This is a genomic window from Corynebacterium callunae DSM 20147 (assembly GCF_000344785.1).
Taxonomy (GTDB): Bacteria; Actinomycetota; Actinomycetes; order Mycobacteriales; family Mycobacteriaceae; genus Corynebacterium; species Corynebacterium callunae.
Genome location: NC_020506.1, coordinates 1,796,313 through 1,812,863, shown reverse-complemented (window position 1 = coordinate 1,812,863; position 16,551 = coordinate 1,796,313). Strand labels below are relative to the sequence as shown.

Sequence of the window (16,551 nt, the reverse complement as noted above, 5' to 3'; positions counted from 1 at the left end):
CCCTGGGGGTAGTAATGTGCTGCGAAAACTTAAGTATTCTTAAATTTTCTTAATTTTGAGCTGGTTTTCGTAGTCAAAAGGGCTGTTTTATTTGACACGGAATTATTTTTAAGGTGAAATTAATGCCTCAAAAATTAGTATTCCAGACCCAAAAGGGCATTTTCAATGACCTCAGGGAGAGCTGGGTGGATCCAATATTGTTTGCTGGCGGCATCACGGGCATCAATTCCAAAAGCCATCACTGTAATCAGCTGTTGAATCAAAGTGGAAGCTTGAGCGCCGATAATATGGGCGCCCAAAAGTTGTCCAGAATCCGTATCTGCAATTAGTTTGACAAAGCCATCCTTGTCCTCCATCGCCCAGCCATATGCAACATCGGAGTAGTTCTGGATCTTGACAGTGATATTGTGGCCAGCCGCAAGTGCTTCAGCTTCTGTTAGTCCAACCTGAGCGATTTGAGGATTGGTAAAGACTGCAGAAGGCACAAAATCATGAGGCATTTGGCGAAGGTCCTCAGGGTGCAAAAGATTATGGCGCACCGCGCGCATTTCAGCATTTGCTACGTGCTTGAGCTGGAATGGGGAAGATACATCACCCAAAGCCCACACACCTTCAACGTTGGTTCGTCCAAATTTATCAACCTTGACTTTGGTGCCTTCCATTTCAATTCCGGAAGCAGCAAGGTTCATCTGATCGCCGTTGGCGATACGGCCGGTAGCAACCAGCAGGATATCCGCAGTGATTTCTCCACCAGTGTTGGTGTTGAGGGTGATGCTGCCATCCTCATTATTTTGTGCAGCAGTCACTGAAGTATTGAGGTGGACGTTGAATTTCTGCTGTGAAAGCTCCAAGATTTTTGCAGAGATATCAGCATCCGCACCACGCAACATCACTTCCGAGCGGTTCAGGATGGTGACGTTGGTTCCAAGGGACTGGAAAACATGGGCAAATTCCATGGCGATAAATCCGCCACCGACAACCACCATCGATTTTGGCAACTCAGGTAGACGCATGATGTTTTCATTGGTGTAGTAGCGCACGCCGGATTCTGCAATAGCCTGTGGAATAACAGGGCGAGAACCTGTTGCGATCACAATATCCGTGCCACTGATTACCTGTTCCTGGCCGGCAATACCGGTGGAAATAGTCTTGTGTCCAACGAATTGCGCATGCATATCGTAAACGTCAATGTTTGGAGTCTCAGGGCCGCGTCGATAAGCCTCTCCACCTTGTGCGATGAGGTCAATGCGGTCAGCGAACACGCGGTTCACAATTGAGGGCCAATCAACACCATTTAGGGAAGCGTCGATGCCATAGCGGGAAGCTTCCTGGATTTCCTTGGCCACATCTGCGGCGTAAACGTACATCTTGGTGGGGATGCAACCTACGTTGAGGCAGGTTCCGCCAAAAGCACCCTTCTCAATAATGGCAATTGACTTATCTTCAAACTCTGGACCCGGAATAGAGTTTCCGGAACCTGTGCCGATGATAATGAGGTCGTAGTGCTTGATTGCTGCGGACTGCTCGGACATTTAAAAGGACTCCTAGACGAACATTATTTGAAAAAACTGACTCTCTATGAGCTAACACTAATTTGAGGAGAAATCTTCCCCGCCAGTTAAATCATGATCTTTTAGCCAATTATGGACTATTTCCATTGCTTTTCGACGAACCCCTTGCGTTGAGAGGAAAACGTCATGGCGGGCATCTTCAATTGGAATGACAGTGACCCTAGAGGCAGGTGAGGAAAGGTGTGGAGCCCACTTTTGAATTTGTTTTACATCTAATACCGCGTCGGCAGAATCGGTTGCAGGGGAGTATTCCCGGTTGAACCAGGACCGAGCAGAACAAATTGTCAGAACATCAACTCCCACATTGACGCGATCTTTATGAACTTCATGGTGACCTAAAAGTATGGCACGCAACCAGCCGAGGTTTTTCTTGTGCCCTTCAACTGGTTTTAATACGGTGTCGAAATCCCATTCACCAAAATGATCTTTGTGGATTGATCTACCGTAGGGGCCTAAACCATCATTAGGTAAAAGGGCTTGAGGTTTTTTGAGTCCCAAAAATTGAATGACGGGTGTCAGTAGCCGGACTACCACACGTGGATACATGAGATCAAGCCATGGGCTGTTTAGTATTAGCCCGGAAATCTTTGAGTGCCTTAGAGGATTTGAATCCTTGAGTTCAGAAAGCCACAGCGGAACAATTAGTCCTCCGGTGGAATGGGCTGCTGGTATCAGCGAAGGATGGAGAGTAGCAATTAGTTCCGTGGCGGCATTAAGATCTGGAAAATAAAAACGGAGATCGGTAGCAAAATGCCATTGTTGGCCCGGTCGGTGGGACCTGCCACATTTGCGGAGATCTACCGCATAAACGGCAAAGCCTGCATCATGAAAATATTCCGCAAACTCCGTGTGGAAGAAATAGTCGGTCATGCCGTGCACCCACAATAAGGCGGGCCGGCGGAAAAATTCATGATCGGCAGAGTTAGCGGCTGCTGGATTAAAACGAACTACCGTTGCTACAACGTCTGTCTCGCCATCCGGATCATTGCCTAGTTCAATGGTGTGAAATTCGTATCCAGCGCCCAGGATGTCAATGGCCCATTCTCGTTCGTCGATAAGGGGCATCGGGGTGCTTTGAGCGTTCATACTTCTAAAGATAGAAGCAAACCTCTGAAAACGCTGCGAGGAGACCAAATAAAAATTAATAGTGCCGGTTTTTGACGGGTAATTTCTCTTCCGTGGAAGTCTTTTGGCAAGTTCTGGCATTGCTCCCAGCTGCCAAGATTTTGCAAAGATCACATTTGCAAGGTTGGCAACTTGGGGGTGGGGGTAAATAGGGGGAGGATTATAGTGATGTTTGGCTAATATTCGGAGGCTGTTTCCTGGCGCTTGCATTGCAGGCGTACACTATTAACCTACGGACAACGTGTACCCATGATCTCTTGCAAGAGTCAAGAGGGGGTGCAATTTCAAGCGTCGGCTTACTTTTCTGCCATCAAGTGTGGTTTGTTGAGGGCAGAATTTGGCTTGTGGCGCCTGTTTTTTGTGTTCGGCAGACAACTCGCGGAGATAAAAGGAAGTTGAACATGTCAGATTCCCCGAAGAACGCACAGAGGATTACCGATGAGGCAGACGTTGTCCTTATCGGTGCCGGAATCATGAGCTCTACTCTTGGTGCAATGTTGCGCCAGCTGGAGCCAACCTGGTCTCAGATCATCTTTGAGCGTTTGGATGGACCGGCCCAAGAGTCGTCCTCACCGTGGAACAATGCAGGTACTGGACACTCTGCTCTATGTGAGTTGAACTACACCCCTGAGGTCAATGGCAAGGTGGATATCACCAAGGCTATTGGCATTAATGAAAAGTTCCAGGTTTCTCGCCAATTCTGGTCTCACCAGGTGGATAATGGAATCCTTTCAGATCCAAGCGAATTCATTAACCCAGTTCCTCACGTTTCCTTCGGACAGGGCGCGGACCAGGTTGAATACATCAAGAATCGCTTTAACGCATTAAAGGATCACCCACTTTTCCAGGGAATGTCTTATGCAGATGATGCAGAGACCTTTGCTGAAAAGCTTCCTCTGATGGCAAAGGGCAGGGATTTCTCTAACCCAGTCGCTATTTCTTGGATTAAAGAAGGCACCGATATTAACTACGGTGCACAGACCAAGCAGTTCCTCGCTGCAGCCCAGGCTGGCGGCACTGAAATCCGCTACGGTCACGAAGTTAAGGACATCAAGGCTGATGGTGCAAAGTGGATTGTGACCGTTAAGAACGTTCACACCGGCGACACCAAGACTGTCAAGGCTAACTTCGTATTTGTTGGCGCTGGCGGATATGCACTTGATTTGCTGCGCAGCGCAGGCGTCCCACAGGTAAAGGGCTTTGCTGGTTTCCCGGTATCTGGCCTGTGGCTACGTTGCACCAATGAAGAGCTTATCGAGCAGCACGCTGCCAAGGTTTATGGCAAAGCATCCGTTGGAGCTCCTCCAATGTCTGTTCCTCACCTTGATACCCGCGTCATCGATGGCCAGAAGGGTCTACTCTTCGGACCTTATGGTGGTTGGACTCCTAAGTTCCTGAAGCAGGGCTCTTACTTGGATCTCTTCAAGTCCATCCGCCCAGACAACATTCCTTCCTACTTGGGTGTTGCTGCACAGGAATTTGACCTCACCAAGTACCTGGTTACCGAAGTTCTCAAGAACCAGGACAAGCGTATGGAATCTTTGCGTGAATACATGCCAGAGGCCGAAAATGGCGATTGGGAGACCATCGTTGCGGGTCAGCGCGTCCAGGTAATTAAGCCAACTGGCTTCCCCAAGTTTGGTTCCCTGGAATTTGGTACCACTTTGATCAACAACTCTGAGGGCACTATCGCAGGCCTTCTTGGTGCATCTCCTGGAGCTTCCATTGCTCCTTCCGCAATGCTCGAACTTCTTGAGCGTTGCTTCGGCGATCGCATGATCGCTTGGGGCGACAAGCTAAAGGAAATGGTTCCTTCTTATGGCAAGAAGTTGGCTAATGAGCCTGAACTTTTCGCTGAGCAGTGGGAGCGTACCCAGCAGACCCTGAAGCTCGAAGCTTAAAATCTGCACTTCACTAAAGGGCACCTCGGATTTATCCGAGGTGCCCTTTAGTATCTAATACAGGGAAAAGTGTCCTTAATTCGAAGATGTTTTCTATGAAATTGTGCTTTACATTACACATGTCCCGTGTATGCTCTATCCTCGCGGTTATGCATAAGATTATTCCGAATATTTGGTGCCTAGGTATCGCTGATGAAGCCGCTGAATACTACGTTGACCTCTTCTCCCACATGCCTCAGAGCTCACATGTCCATGAGACTATTACCTATCCATCTGCGGGCTTAATGGATTTTCAAGAGTGTCTAGCTGGCAAAACGCTAACTGCTGAAGGTTAACTCGCAGGAACCTGATTTATTTTGTTTAATGCAGGGGAGGAATTTCTTCCCAATCCAGCATTGAGCTTCATGCTGAATTTTGATTCAGCTTTGAATCCTGCTGCAAAACCGATTTGGAATAAATGTGGCAAAAGCTAAGCCCCACCGGTAAAACCCTGATGCCACTAGATTCATACCCGTTTTCTTCCTATTGGGCGTGGGTGGAGGATTGGTATGGAGTCAGCTGGCAGCTTCATTTAGCCGATGTGGATAGTGATCCTCGGCCATTTATTATCCCTTCGCTAATGTTTGGCATGTGGCGCAAAATCGCGCAAAGGCTGCTCAAGAGAAGTATTTGAGTATATTTCCAGATTCTCAGCTCGGCAGTACCGTCGAGTTCTCTGAGGCAACCGGACCTGCAGAGAATGGTGCGCTGTTGTTTTCTGACGTCCAGATTGCAGGGCAATGGTTTAGTGCCCGTGATGCCGGAATGGAGCAGAACTTCACCTTCAATGAAGGGGTTTCGCTGATGTACCAGGCTCACGGTTAAAAAGAATTAGATGCGGTCTGGTACGCACTTTCCGCAGTACCAGAAGCAGAGGTTTGCGGTTGGCTCAAGGACGAATTCGGCGTGAGTTAGCAGATTGTGCCCAATAATTTGAGTGAGCTTATGGCGAAGCCTGGCGCATTTGAAAACTTATGGGAATGGGCAAAATTCAAAACGACGAATTTTAGCCCCAAAACCACGCTTGTCGACGTGCCCCCCGCACATCCCCTGCCGGGCGTGAATGCCGGGGTGGTGGGCGTCGAAAAGCGCTTTAGGTACCACAGAAGGTACGGAAATCGTCTTCAAAACCAGGTGCACTCGGCAATGTAAGGAAAGCACTGCCGGCTGTGCGATCAAATGGATGTGTCACAGCGCGCAGTAGTTGCAGATAATTCTGCATATTTCCCTCTAAAGCTTGGGATAAAGCTTCTTCAACGAGGTGATTTCGGGGTATGAAAACCGGGTTAACCTGCGCCATCTGTTCATAATTGGGATTGAGCTCCTGCCACTGAGCAACCCAGGACTCAAATCCAGGTGGAGGAGTTGCACCTTCGGTTAGAGTACGCATCAAAGTGGTGAGATCTGGGGAATTGAGAGTCAGCAGGTTTTGGAAAGTCTCAAACAATTCCTTATGTGAGTTATCTACTCCTAATGAAAGAGCAAATTCCTCGAGCAATGCACCGTGGTAGAGCTCACCAAACTCATTCATCAGGTTTTGGGCTTGGGTCATTCCTTCATCAGGAGTTTCACCCAATAAAGGAAGCAGGGTCTCTACCAAACGGGCCAAATTCCAGCCAATTATGGAAGGTTGATTGCCGAAACTATAGCGACCTTGGGTATCGATGGAGCTGAAGAAAGTGTTTTCGCGATAAGCCTCCATAAATGCACAGGGACCGTAGTCGATTGTTTCTCCAGAAACCAGAGTGTTGTCAGTGTTGAGCACTCCATGGATAAAGCCCAGTCGTGTCCATTTGGCAACGGTATGCGCCTGGCGTTTTAGGATCTCCCGGAAAAAATCGACATAAAGTTGTGGAGTTGGTGTATTCAACCGCACCGCCAGAGCAGGATAGTGTCGTTTTATCGCAAAGTCTGCCAAGCGTTTCGTTAGTTCAATTCCGCCAGTCAGGTTGGAATATTGAAAGGAACCAACTCGTATATGGCTTGTTGATACCCTAACCAATACTGCACTGGGAACTGCGGTTTCGCGCTGGATTTTTCGGCCGGTGGTTAACACGGCCAACGCTCGGCTAGTGGGAACACCTAGCGCAAACATTGCTTCGGAAACTAGGTATTCGCGCAGCACGGGGCCCAAGGCAGCGCGGCCATCACCGCCACGGGAAAAGCTGGTACGACCTGAGCCTTTAAGGTGAATGTCACGCCAGTGGCCACTTTTGTCCTGGATTTCTCCCAAGAGCAGGGCACGTCCATCTCCAAGTCGTGGAACAAATTGGCCAAATTGGTGGCCTGCATAAGCTTGGGACACTGCTTGGGTGAGTGGTTGGGAGTTGTGTCCGAGGAGGAATTGAATGCCATCATCGCTTTTGAGCCACGTTGGATTGAGTCCCAGTTCCTCGGCTAAAACCTCATTGAGCAGCAATAATGTTGGATCTGGCGTATCTTCTCCGTGTCCAGGAACGGCAAGTTCGGGAAGTTCGGTAGCAAATTGAGCCTCAAGCTTAAAAGGCGCAAAAGTGGGGGATTGTTCGCTTGTGGTACTCATACTGCCAGCCTAGCGATTTGCACCGACTAGGATAACTTTCCATGAATAGTAAGCAATCAGAGACCTCTGCCACCATCAAGCCAGTAAGTCTTATTGGCGGAGGCCCCGGGGCTTGGGATTTAATCACGGTGCGCGGCATGAATCGTTTGCAAGAAGCAGATGTTATTTTGGCGGATCATCTGGGGCCAACAAATGAGTTGGAGAAGTTGTGCGATATTAGCTCAAAGGAACTTGTCGATGTTTCCAAGCTTCCTTATGGTCGCCAAGTTGCACAGTCCCGTACCAATGAAATGCTGGTGGAATACGCACAACAAGGCAAAAAGGTCGTGCGCCTTAAAGGTGGCGATCCTTATGTCTTTGGCCGAGGCTTTGAGGAATTGGAATACTTAGCCGAACATGGCATTGCCTGTGAGGTTATACCAGGTGTGACCAGTGCAATTTCAGTGCCTGCTGCTGCCGGAATTCCCATCACCAGCAGGGGAGTTGTGCATAGTTTTACCGTCATCTCTGGTCACCTTCCCCCAGGCCATGAAAAATCCCTGCTTGATTGGGATGCTTTGGCAAAATCTGGTGGCACACTTTCAATCATCATGGGCGTAAAAAATGCCGCGCCTATTGCCGATGCACTTATGGCTGGTGGTCTGGCAGCAGATACACCGGCTGCGGTGATTCAAGAAGGTACGACTGAAAGCCAGCGCTCTATTCGATGCACTTTGGCAACCCTGGGAGACACCATAATCGCCCAGGATATTAAGGCGCCAGCGGTATACGTCATTGGTGACGTCGCGGGATTATAGCGGGGGCAAGATGCCAATAAAACCTACCCCCAAGTCGGTCAAATTCCACCTTATAAATTCGTTGTAGTAGCGCTGCACTACTAAGGTATCCACACACAGGTGTGATCTACTCACTGGAGCGAAAAATATGTGATGGAGCATCCAAGCGTGGGTGTTTTTAAGGTGGAAAGAAGAAAAGCGTGTCTCCCCAAAGCGTTATTCGGTACCCATTTTCAGCAGTGGTTGGCCAAGATGAGCTGAGTCTAGCTCTTATCTTGACCGCAATCTCACCACGCATCGGCGGTGTGGTTATCCGCGGCGAAAAGGGCACCGCCAAAACCACCACAGTGCGCGCCTTTGTGGCTTTGCTTGGCGACGCGCCTCTGATCAACCTCCCGCTCGGCTCAACCGAGGACCGCGTTGTGGGATCACTAAATATGGAGACCGTATTTACCACCGGTCGCGCAGAATACCAGCCGGGCCTGCTAGCGCAGGCAGACGGCGGCGTGCTTTATGTAGATGAGATCAACTTGCTAGCTGACCACTTGGTTGATGCACTTTTGGATGCTGCAGCCAGCGGCCGCGTCAATATCGAGCGCGATAGCATTTCGCATTCTTCCTCAACAAACTTCGTGCTAGTGGGCACCATGAACCCAGAGGAAGGGGAACTGCGCCCGCAGCTCCTGGACCGCTTTGGGCTAGCCGTTGATGTGTCCGCCTCGACTAATCCTGAAATTCGTGTTGAGATTATCAAGCGCCGCCTAGCTTATGAAAATAATCCTGAGCAATTTATGGCACAGTGGGCGGATCAAGATGCAGCAACTGTTGAACGTATTGTCGCAGCAAAAGAGCTGCTTCCATCGGTAGAACTTCCCGATATGATCCTCAACCACATCGCTTGGCTGTGTGCGCGCATCGAAGTTGACGGCATGCGCGCAGACCTCGTGATTACTCGCACCGCCCTGGCCAATGCAGCTTGGGAAGGTCGCACCGTAGTTACCGATGACGACGTAGAAACTGCAGCGCGCTTGGCCCTGCCACACCGTCGACGTCGCAATCCTTTTGACGCGCCAGAAATGGAAGAGTGTAGGCTCCAAGAAACACTGCAAGAAGCGCGCAACTTCTTCAAAGATCATGAAAAACAAGGTCCTGCTGCTAAAATCACCGATGAAGAAACTGGTGCGCAAGCCCTAACGGATACCGAAAATCCCACCGACGAAGATGGAATGCAAGGCACTGCCCAAGCCAAGGCACAGACCACCGGAAAGGTAGGTACTGCCGGCTCCGGCGAGCCCTTTCGTTCCTAGAAACCTGCGTCTGTCCACCATGGGTTCGGAGGAATCCACTCCGGGGCGCCGTTCCAAAGCCTATTCTCGACAGGGCGCTGATGTGCGTCCCAAAAAGGATGGGCACGGAATTAACTTGGTGGGAACGCTCATGGCGGCCAGCGAACGTGGAGCCGGAATTGTGGAAGGAATTGTTGATTTCCGTCCCGAGGATCTGCGTGGATCTTTAAGGCGAGGCAAAGAAGCAAACCTCATCGTATTTGTGGTTGATACTTCGGGTTCTATGGCCGCGCTATCACGAGTACGCGCTGTCACCAGCACGATTACCTCCATGCTTTCCGACGCCTACCAGCGCCGGGATAAAGTTGCGGTCATCGCGGTCAACGGCAATAAACCAACACTGGTGCTTAATCCCACCAACTCGGTGGAACTTGCGCAACAGCGTCTTAAAGATATGCCGATGGGTGGACGCACTCCTTTAGCTGAGGGATTGCTCATGGCCAAAGATCTAATGGAACGTGAACGTCGCAAAGAACCGGGCCGTCGCGCGTTGATGATTGTCATGACCGATGGTCAAGATACGTCATCGGCAGGTGAAATGGGCATCGCTACGGCAGCTCAGTTGGTGGTGAAATCTGGGCTTTCCGGAAATTTGGTCATTGACTGTGAAGGCAGATTGAAGGTCCGTAAAGAAAAAGCAGCAGTACTAGCAGAAATGCTCAATGGTGTGTGTATTAGATTGCGCGATATGAATTCCGAGCATATTAAGTTCGTGATCAATGCCTAAACGACGAGCGTAAAAGTTTCCTTGTGCGCAGGATTTTCCTCGATGATCATGCCCGCAGAACGCGCGATTTCTGCCACCTCAGCAGCATTTTTTGCAGACTTTGGTGAGCTTGCCAACACCCTGGCAAGCTCGCCTTTGTAATGCTTATTAAAGTGGCTGACCACCTTGCGTGAGCCATCCTCCAGGACAGATTCAACTCGCACAGTTACTGCGGTTTTGACTCTTCCCAGTTGTTGATAAGTACCACTGCGCAAATCCACGATCAGCGGGTTTGCGTCGAAAAGCGCCTCGGTGATGGAGGTACCCCAGCGGGCCTTGAGCGTTGGCAGCTCACCGGTTTTGGTGGGCACTTTGGTGCCCCCGGAAAGACGATAATGCGGAATCTGGTCGGTGGCGCGCACCACGCCAAAAAGTGCGGACCCGATGGCCAGGCGTTTCAGGGCGGACTTGGGTAGGGAAGCGGCGTCGAGGGCATCATAAAGTACGCCGGAATAGCGGAAAATCGCCGGCATAGTGGGGCTGGTGAAAAGTTGCTTATTGGCCTCTGCCTCGGCGCGCAGGTTTTCTGAAATTCCCAGCAACTGCATCGCTTCATCTACCTCGAGTGCGGAAAGATCCTCAATTAGTTGCGCGCGTACCGCATTAAGCTGCGGAAAGCTTAGTTTATCCAGCGCAAGAGGTTTCCCTTTGCCGCCGGGAGTTTTGGTTTCAGAAGGGGGCAACACAATAAGCATGAGTGTGAGAATACTTGAGGGCTAAAGGCACAGAAGTTAAAACCGGGGGTTGGGCGGTTGAATAGGAAGTGAGGGGGTATATTTATCACTCATGATCACTCGTCTTTCCACGCTCTTTTTGCGCACTCTGCGCGAAGACCCTGCCGATGCTGAAGTACCCAGCCACAAGCTGCTTGTTCGTGCAGGTTATATCCGCCGAGTAGCACCCGGCGTTTATTCCTGGTTGCCACTTGGACTGCGTGCCCTGCGCAATATTGAAGCAGTTGTCCGCGAGGAAATGAATGAGATCGGTGGCCAGGAGCTGCTCTTCCCAGCACTTTTGCCACGTGAGCCTTATGAAACCACCCAGCGCTGGACCGAATATGGCGATTCACTCTTCCGCCTGAAGGACCGCAAGGGCGGCGATTACCTCCTGGGACCAACCCACGAGGAAATGTTTGCCTCCACCGTCAAGGATCTTTATAACTCCTATAAAGACTTCCCGGTCACCCTCTACCAAATCCAGACCAAGTACCGCGATGAGGAACGCCCTCGTGCCGGAATTCTGCGTGGCCGCGAATTTGTGATGAAGGATTCCTACTCCTTCGATATGAGCGATGCTGGTTTGGAAGAGTCCTACCAGCGTCACCGTGGCGCTTACCAGCGTATTTTTGATCGCCTCGGCATCGAATACGTAATTTGTAAGGCAACTTCTGGCGCCATGGGTGGTTCTGCATCCGAGGAGTTCCTCGCCGTTTCCGAAAATGGCGAAGACACCTTTGTGCGTTCCACCGCTGGTAATTACGCTGCAAACGTCGAAGCAGTTGTCACCCAGCCTGGTGTGGAGCGTTCAATCGAAGGCCTGCCAGAGGCAGTGATCCATGAGACCCCAGCATCTGAAACCATTGATGCTTTGGTTGATTGGGCAAACTCCATTGACGTGCGCATTGACGGCCGCGAAGTAACTGCAGCCGATACCCTCAAGTGCATCGTTGTAAAGGTCCGCCAGCCTGGTGCGGAGGAGTGGGAGCTTACCGGCATCCTGCTTCCTGGCAATCGCGAAGTTGATATGAAGCGTTTGGAAGCTTCCCTTGAGCCTGCTGAAGTTGAGTTGGCTGTGGAAGCTGACTTTGCCAAGAATCCATTCTTGGTCAAGGGTTATGTCGGACCTGTTGGTTTGGCAAAGAATGGCGTGAAGGTTTTGGCTGATCCTCGCGTTGTAAACGGTACTTCCTGGATCACCGGTGCTGATGAGAAGGAACGCCACGTGGTAGGCCTGGTTGCGGGCCGCGATTTCACTCCAGACGGCTTTATTGAAGCAGCCGAAATCATGGAAGGCGATCCAGCTCCAGAAGGCGAGGGCACTTTGACCTTGGCTCGCGGTATTGAAATTGGACATATCTTCCAATTGGGCCGCAAGTACACCCAAGCTTTTGACGTGCAGATCTTGGACGAAAACGGCAAGCGCGCAATCCCAACCATGGGTTCCTATGGCATTGGTGTTTCCCGCCTTTTGGCTGTGCTGGCTGAGCAGCGCCACGATGACGCTGGTCTGAACTGGTCCGTTGAGGTTGCCCCTTACCAGGTCCACGTGGTTGCAGCTAATAAGGACGCCGCCGCTATTGAGGCTGCAGAGCGCTACGCCGCAGAGTTGTCTGCCGCTGGCCTCGAGGTGCTTTTCGACGACCGTGCCAAGGTCAGCCCCGGTGTGAAGTTTAAGGATGCAGAACTTTTGGGCATGCCTTTCGCGTTGATCCTCGGCCGTGGTTATGCAGATGGCAAGGTTGAGCTGCGCGTGCGCGGTGGCGAAAATACCGAACTTAATGCCGATGAGGCTGTTGCTCACATCGTTGAGATGGTTGTTCAAGCCCGCGTCTAAAACTCGCTAGATCAGTTAGCATTCCTGCCCCGATTAAAGGTAAATTCCTTTGATCGGGGCAGTGCTTGTTTGTGGGCGGAAAAGCACTCAACCCCTGCACCTTTTAGACTGGAACGTCCTTAAGATGCAGGGGTTAAGTGGGGAGCAGGTGGTTAAATTAGGTTTTCACCAGTGCCTAGCTCAATTCCCAAACCAGGAACGGCGTTAATTAAAGCGCGCGTGTAGTCCTGTTGAGGGTTATTAAAGATGTCGTCGGTACGACCCTTTTCTACGATGCGACCCTTTTGCATAACCACCACATCATCTGCAGTTTGGCGAACCACTGCAAGATCGTGAGTGATAAAGAGGTAGCTCAATTTCAGATCTTGCTGCAGCTGAGCCAAGAGCTGCAAGATCTGGTTCTGCACCAAAACATCCAGTGCAGAAACTGCTTCATCCAGCACAATGACCTCAGGATTAAGAGCCAATGCACGGGCAATCGCAATACGCTGACGCTGACCACCGGAAAGCTCATTGGGGTAGCGGCGCATGGTGGAACGAGGCATGGAAACCATATCCAATAACTCAGCAACGCGAGCTTCTCGAGCCTTACGGTCTCCGCCAACCTTGTGAATGACCAGAGGCTCTTCGATGCAGCGGTAGATGGAGTACATCGGATCCAAGGAACCATAGGGGTTTTGGAAAACCACTTGTAGCTTCCGGCGCATATTAAAGATCTCTTTGGAGCTCAAACCGGTGAGATCTGTGCCCTCATAGAGCACCTGGCCACTGCTTGGCTCAAGCAGGTTCAACACCATATTGGCCACGGTAGATTTACCAGAACCAGATTCTCCCACCAAAGCAGTGGTGGTTCCCTTGCGGACAAAGAAGGAGACATCATCAACAGCTTTGAGCTTCTTTTTATCTCCGCGGGCACCACGGATATCAAATTCCTTGGTGAGGTTCTTAACTTCAATTACGCGTTCTTCTGGCTGCGCATCATCGCCAGCCGTTGCAGCTAGCAATTCAGAAGATTCAATTCCGTGTTGTTGTGCACTTTGAATGCGCGCGGATGCCAGTGAGGGAGCTGCCTTTACCAAACGCTGGGTATAAGGATGCTGAGGATTACGCAGAATGCTCAATGACGGTCCGGATTCAACGATGCGTCCGCGGTGCATAACCACGAGGTGCTCGGCGCGTTCAGCAGCCAAACCTAGATCGTGGGTAATAAAGAGCACTGCAGTGCCAAGCTCCTTGGTCAACGTTTCCAGGTGATCCAGGATCTGGCGCTGCACGGTGACATCCAGCGCAGAGGTAGGTTCATCGGCAATAAGCAACTTTGGGCGCGCTGCCAGACCAATGCCAATGAGCGCACGTTGGCGCATACCACCGGAAAACTCATGAGGATATTGCTTGGCGCGGCGCTCTGCATCCGGTAGGCCAGCTTCTGCAAGCACCTCGGCAACTCGCTTATCCATTTCAGAACCTGGCACCACATGGTTGGCGCGCAAGGATTCCTTGACCTGGGTTCCAATGCGCCATACCGGGTTCAAGTTGGTCATAGGATCCTGGGGAACCAGACCAATTTCGGAGCCGCGATATTTCTCCATCTGCTTATTGTTCAGGCCAGTAATATCGGCGCCTTCAAAGATGATGGAACCCTCGGTCACCTTGCCAGTACCAGGCAAAAGTCCAATGATAGACATCGCGGTAGTGGATTTGCCCGATCCAGATTCACCAACGATGGCTACAGACTGGCCAGGGTAGATGGTGAGGTTCGCGCCACGGACTGCATCAACCACACCAGTGGAGGAGGTGAAGGAAATCTTTAGATCTTTAAGCTGCAGCAGTGGTTTTTCGCCGGCATGATCTGCCAATGGCTGGTTGTTTAGAGAATTATCGGTCATCGCTTCCTCGACTTAGGATCAAGAGCGTCGCGGACGACATCGCCCATCATGATGAAGCTCAATACGGTTAGTGCCAGTGCCATAGCAGGGTAAAAGAGCACCATTGGTTGGGTACGCAAGGAAGTCTGTGCCTTTGCAATATCTGCACCCCAGGACACAATTGATGGTGGCAAGCCAATGCCCAAGAACGACAGCGTGGCCTCAGCAACAATGAAGGTTCCCAATGCCACGGTGGAGTACACAATAATTGGTGCCGCAGCATTAGGCATGATGTGGGAAAGCAGCATCTTTGCCTTGGAAGCACCAAGTGCACGGGCGGAGGTTACGTACTCTTCGTTTTTAGCGGTCATGACGGCACCACGGGTGATACGCGCAATGTTGGTCCAGCCAAAAAGTCCCAGGACCAAAACCACGGTGATGATGGTGCGCTGTTCCTTGAACATCTGCATAACCACGATGGCAGCCAGAACCAAAGGAATGGCGAAGAACATATCGGTGATGCGGGAAAGAATGGTATCCATGAAGCCACCGAAGAAACCAGCCAAAGCGCCAAAGACGGTACCGATGAGGACAACCAACAAGGTGGTTAATACACCAACAGACACCGAGGCGCGGGCACCATAAACAGTGCGGGCATAAATATCGCAACCTTGGCGGTCAAAGCCGAAAGGATGCCCTGCTTCTGGTCCGTTGAGGGAATTACCCAGTTCACAGAATGAAGGATCGGTGCTGGTGAAAAGCTGTGGTACCACGGCAAGCGCTAGGGCCAACAAAATCAATAGAGCAGAAACCCAGAAGAGCGGGCGGGTGCGTAGATCGCGCCAAGCTTCTCCCCACATGGACGTTGGGGCGGAGTCATCAGCAACTGCGTCAACAGCTCCAAGTCCGGTTTCGTCGGTCTCGGCAATGAAGTGCTCTTGACCGGGACGGACTAGTGCTTGATCACGGCCACCGGGGAAGAAATGAGCCTGATCATTGGTCGGTTGACTCAAGCCATGTTCCAGGCTCTGATCGCGGCCTGCGGGAAATTCATTATTAGGCATAGCGGATCCTTGGGTCGAGCACGGCGTAGATCAAGTCCACGACGAGATTGGCAACAATGTAGACGATCACCAAGACGGTGACGATGGAGACAACCGTGGTGGGCTCACCCTTAAGGATTGCTTGATAAAGCGTTCCACCCACACCGTTGATTCCAAAGATGCCCTCGGTGACAATTGCGCCACCCATCAGTGCACCTAAGTCAGCACCCAGAAAGGTGGCAACCGGGATGAGGGAGTTGCGCAGCACGTGGCGGTTCATTACGGAAAATCCAGACATGCCCTTGGCACGCGCAGTGCGAACATAATCGGCACGGAGGTTCTCGCTCACAGATTGGCGGGTCAGGCGCAGCACATAGGCAAATGACACCGCACCCAGCACAATCGCAGGCATGAGCAATGCTGTGAAGCTAGTATTTGAGCCCACGGTAACGGGCAATAGGCCCCATTTCACACCGACAAGGAACTGCAGCACAAAGCCGATAACAAAGGTCGGAACAGCAATCACGATGAGGGAAATAACCAGCACCGTGGAGTCAAAAATGCCACCGCGGCGGAAGCCGGCAATAACACCAAAAACGATGCCAAGTACTGCTTCAAAAACCAAAGCCATAATGGAAAGTTTGATGGTGACAGGGAATGCACGGGCCATCACATCAAGCACGGGTTGGCCTGAGAAGGTGGTGCCAAAATCGAGTACAAAAATGCCCTTGATATAGAGCAGATACTGCACCAAGAAAGGTTTATCTAGGTTGTATTCCTGACGGATTTTCTCAGCCGCCGCCTCGGTAAGGCCGCGGTCACCGCCGAGTGCCTGGACTGGGTCACCAGGCATGAGGAAAACAAGGGCGTAAATCAGCAGGGTTGCACCAAAAAAGACCGGAATCATTTGGAGCAAACGGCGCCCGACATAACGAAGCATGAGCGTGGGTGTCCTTGCTTGCTTGGGTTGGATAAAAGGATTGACGCTTTTCGACGAAAAACCCGGTGGAAACTGGGATTATTA

13 protein-coding genes and 1 pseudogene are annotated in these 16,551 nt (G+C 51.1%); 7 read left to right on the top strand and 7 right to left on the bottom strand.

Going from position 1 to position 16,551, the window contains the following annotated elements:
- Positions 1-134: 134 nt before the first annotated feature.
- Together mtr and H924_RS08550 are read right to left on the bottom strand one after the other, a co-directional pair.
- The gene (gene mtr, locus H924_RS08555) at positions 135-1,532 is read right to left on the bottom strand and encodes a mycothione reductase (RefSeq protein WP_015651560.1); all 1,398 of its coding nucleotides are present in this window, start codon (positions 1,530-1,532) and stop codon (positions 135-137) included.
- 57 nt (positions 1,533-1,589) lie between these two features.
- Entirely contained in the window at positions 1,590-2,657 is a 1,068-nt protein-coding gene (locus H924_RS08550; protein ID WP_015651559.1) for an alpha/beta hydrolase, read from the bottom strand.
- Positions 2,658-3,097: 440 nt separating this feature from the next.
- On the opposite strand from H924_RS08550, the gene mqo reads away from it, so the two are divergent.
- From mqo to H924_RS14570, 3 genes and pseudogenes are all read left to right on the top strand, one after another.
- Positions 3,098-4,597 (top strand): malate dehydrogenase (quinone), encoded by a 1,500-nt coding sequence (gene mqo / locus H924_RS08545; RefSeq protein ID WP_015651558.1) that lies wholly within the window; start codon positions 3,098-3,100, stop codon positions 4,595-4,597.
- A 149-nt stretch (positions 4,598-4,746) separates the two neighbouring features.
- A complete protein-coding gene (locus H924_RS14575) occupies positions 4,747-4,932 on the top strand; it encodes a VOC family protein (protein ID WP_245533857.1) in 186 nt (61 codons plus the stop codon).
- Positions 4,933-5,227: 295 nt separating this feature from the next.
- Positions 5,228-5,551, top strand: a pseudogene (locus H924_RS14570) (VOC family protein).
- 178 nt (positions 5,552-5,729) lie between these two features.
- On the opposite strand, the gene H924_RS08535 reads toward H924_RS14570, so the two are convergent.
- Positions 5,730-7,178: a protein adenylyltransferase SelO gene (locus H924_RS08535; protein ID WP_015651557.1), complete on the bottom strand. Its 1,449-nt coding sequence runs from the start codon at positions 7,176-7,178 to the stop codon at positions 5,730-5,732.
- A gap of 41 nt (positions 7,179-7,219) precedes the next feature.
- Between H924_RS08535 and cobA the strand changes: the two genes are divergently transcribed.
- From cobA to H924_RS08520, 3 genes are all read left to right on the top strand, one after another.
- Positions 7,220-7,975 carry a uroporphyrinogen-III C-methyltransferase gene (cobA, locus tag H924_RS08530; protein ID WP_015651556.1) on the top strand — a complete coding sequence of 252 codons (756 nt, stop codon included), beginning with the start codon at positions 7,220-7,222 and terminating at the stop codon, positions 7,973-7,975.
- Between the two features lie 179 nt (positions 7,976-8,154).
- Positions 8,155-9,261 (top strand): ATP-binding protein, encoded by a 1,107-nt coding sequence (locus H924_RS08525; RefSeq protein WP_015651555.1) that lies wholly within the window; start codon positions 8,155-8,157, stop codon positions 9,259-9,261.
- Between the two features lie 19 nt (positions 9,262-9,280).
- Complete coding sequence (locus tag H924_RS08520; protein ID WP_015651554.1) at positions 9,281-10,027, top strand: vWA domain-containing protein; 747 nt, start codon at positions 9,281-9,283, stop codon at positions 10,025-10,027.
- Here the strand turns inward: H924_RS08520 and yaaA are convergent.
- Positions 10,024-10,761, bottom strand: coding sequence for a peroxide stress protein YaaA (gene yaaA / locus H924_RS08515; RefSeq protein ID WP_015651553.1), 738 nt, complete (start codon positions 10,759-10,761; stop codon positions 10,024-10,026). The genes H924_RS08520 and yaaA overlap by 4 nt on opposite strands.
- Positions 10,762-10,852: 91 nt before the next feature.
- Between yaaA and H924_RS08510 the strand changes: the two genes are divergently transcribed.
- Positions 10,853-12,619 carry a proline--tRNA ligase gene (locus tag H924_RS08510; RefSeq protein ID WP_015651552.1) on the top strand — a complete coding sequence of 589 codons (1,767 nt, stop codon included), beginning with the start codon at positions 10,853-10,855 and terminating at the stop codon, positions 12,617-12,619.
- Between the two features lie 152 nt (positions 12,620-12,771).
- Here the strand turns inward: H924_RS08510 and H924_RS08505 are convergent, their stop codons facing one another.
- Genes H924_RS08505 through H924_RS08495 form a run of 3 tightly spaced genes read right to left on the bottom strand, consistent with a single transcriptional unit; the run spans position 12,772 to position 16,467 of the window.
- The gene (locus H924_RS08505; RefSeq protein ID WP_015651551.1) at positions 12,772-14,505 is read right to left on the bottom strand and encodes a dipeptide ABC transporter ATP-binding protein; all 1,734 of its coding nucleotides are present in this window, start codon (positions 14,503-14,505) and stop codon (positions 12,772-12,774) included.
- The gene (locus tag H924_RS08500; protein ID WP_015651550.1) at positions 14,502-15,548 is read right to left on the bottom strand and encodes an ABC transporter permease; all 1,047 of its coding nucleotides are present in this window, start codon (positions 15,546-15,548) and stop codon (positions 14,502-14,504) included. The genes H924_RS08505 and H924_RS08500 overlap by 4 nt, the downstream gene beginning before the upstream one ends.
- On the bottom strand, positions 15,541-16,467 hold the full coding sequence (locus H924_RS08495) for an ABC transporter permease (RefSeq protein WP_015651549.1): 927 nt from the start codon (positions 16,465-16,467) through the stop codon (positions 15,541-15,543). The genes H924_RS08500 and H924_RS08495 overlap by 8 nt, the downstream gene beginning before the upstream one ends.
- Positions 16,468-16,551: the final 84 nt, after the last annotated feature.

Coding starts and splice junctions, on each gene's coding strand:
- mtr (WP_015651560.1), bottom strand. CDS start 1,532: ATGTCCGAGCAGTCCGCAGCAATCAAGCACTACGACCTCATTATCATC.
- H924_RS08550 (WP_015651559.1), bottom strand. CDS start 2,657: ATGAACGCTCAAAGCACCCCGATGCCCCTTATCGACGAACGAGAATGG.
- H924_RS08520 (WP_015651554.1), top strand. CDS start 9,281: ATGGGTTCGGAGGAATCCACTCCGGGGCGCCGTTCCAAAGCCTATTCT.
- H924_RS08495 (WP_015651549.1), bottom strand. CDS start 16,467: ATGCTTCGTTATGTCGGGCGCCGTTTGCTCCAAATGATTCCGGTCTTT.
- yaaA (WP_015651553.1), bottom strand. CDS start 10,761: ATGCTTATTGTGTTGCCCCCTTCTGAAACCAAAACTCCCGGCGGCAAA.
- mqo (WP_015651558.1), top strand. CDS start 3,098: ATGTCAGATTCCCCGAAGAACGCACAGAGGATTACCGATGAGGCAGAC.
- H924_RS08500 (WP_015651550.1), bottom strand. CDS start 15,548: ATGCCTAATAATGAATTTCCCGCAGGCCGCGATCAGAGCCTGGAACAT.
- H924_RS14575 (WP_245533857.1), top strand. CDS start 4,747: ATGCATAAGATTATTCCGAATATTTGGTGCCTAGGTATCGCTGATGAA.
- H924_RS08505 (WP_015651551.1), bottom strand. CDS start 14,505: ATGACCGATAATTCTCTAAACAACCAGCCATTGGCAGATCATGCCGGC.
- H924_RS08535 (WP_015651557.1), bottom strand. CDS start 7,178: ATGAGTACCACAAGCGAACAATCCCCCACTTTTGCGCCTTTTAAGCTT.
- H924_RS08510 (WP_015651552.1), top strand. CDS start 10,853: ATGATCACTCGTCTTTCCACGCTCTTTTTGCGCACTCTGCGCGAAGAC.
- cobA (WP_015651556.1), top strand. CDS start 7,220: ATGAATAGTAAGCAATCAGAGACCTCTGCCACCATCAAGCCAGTAAGT.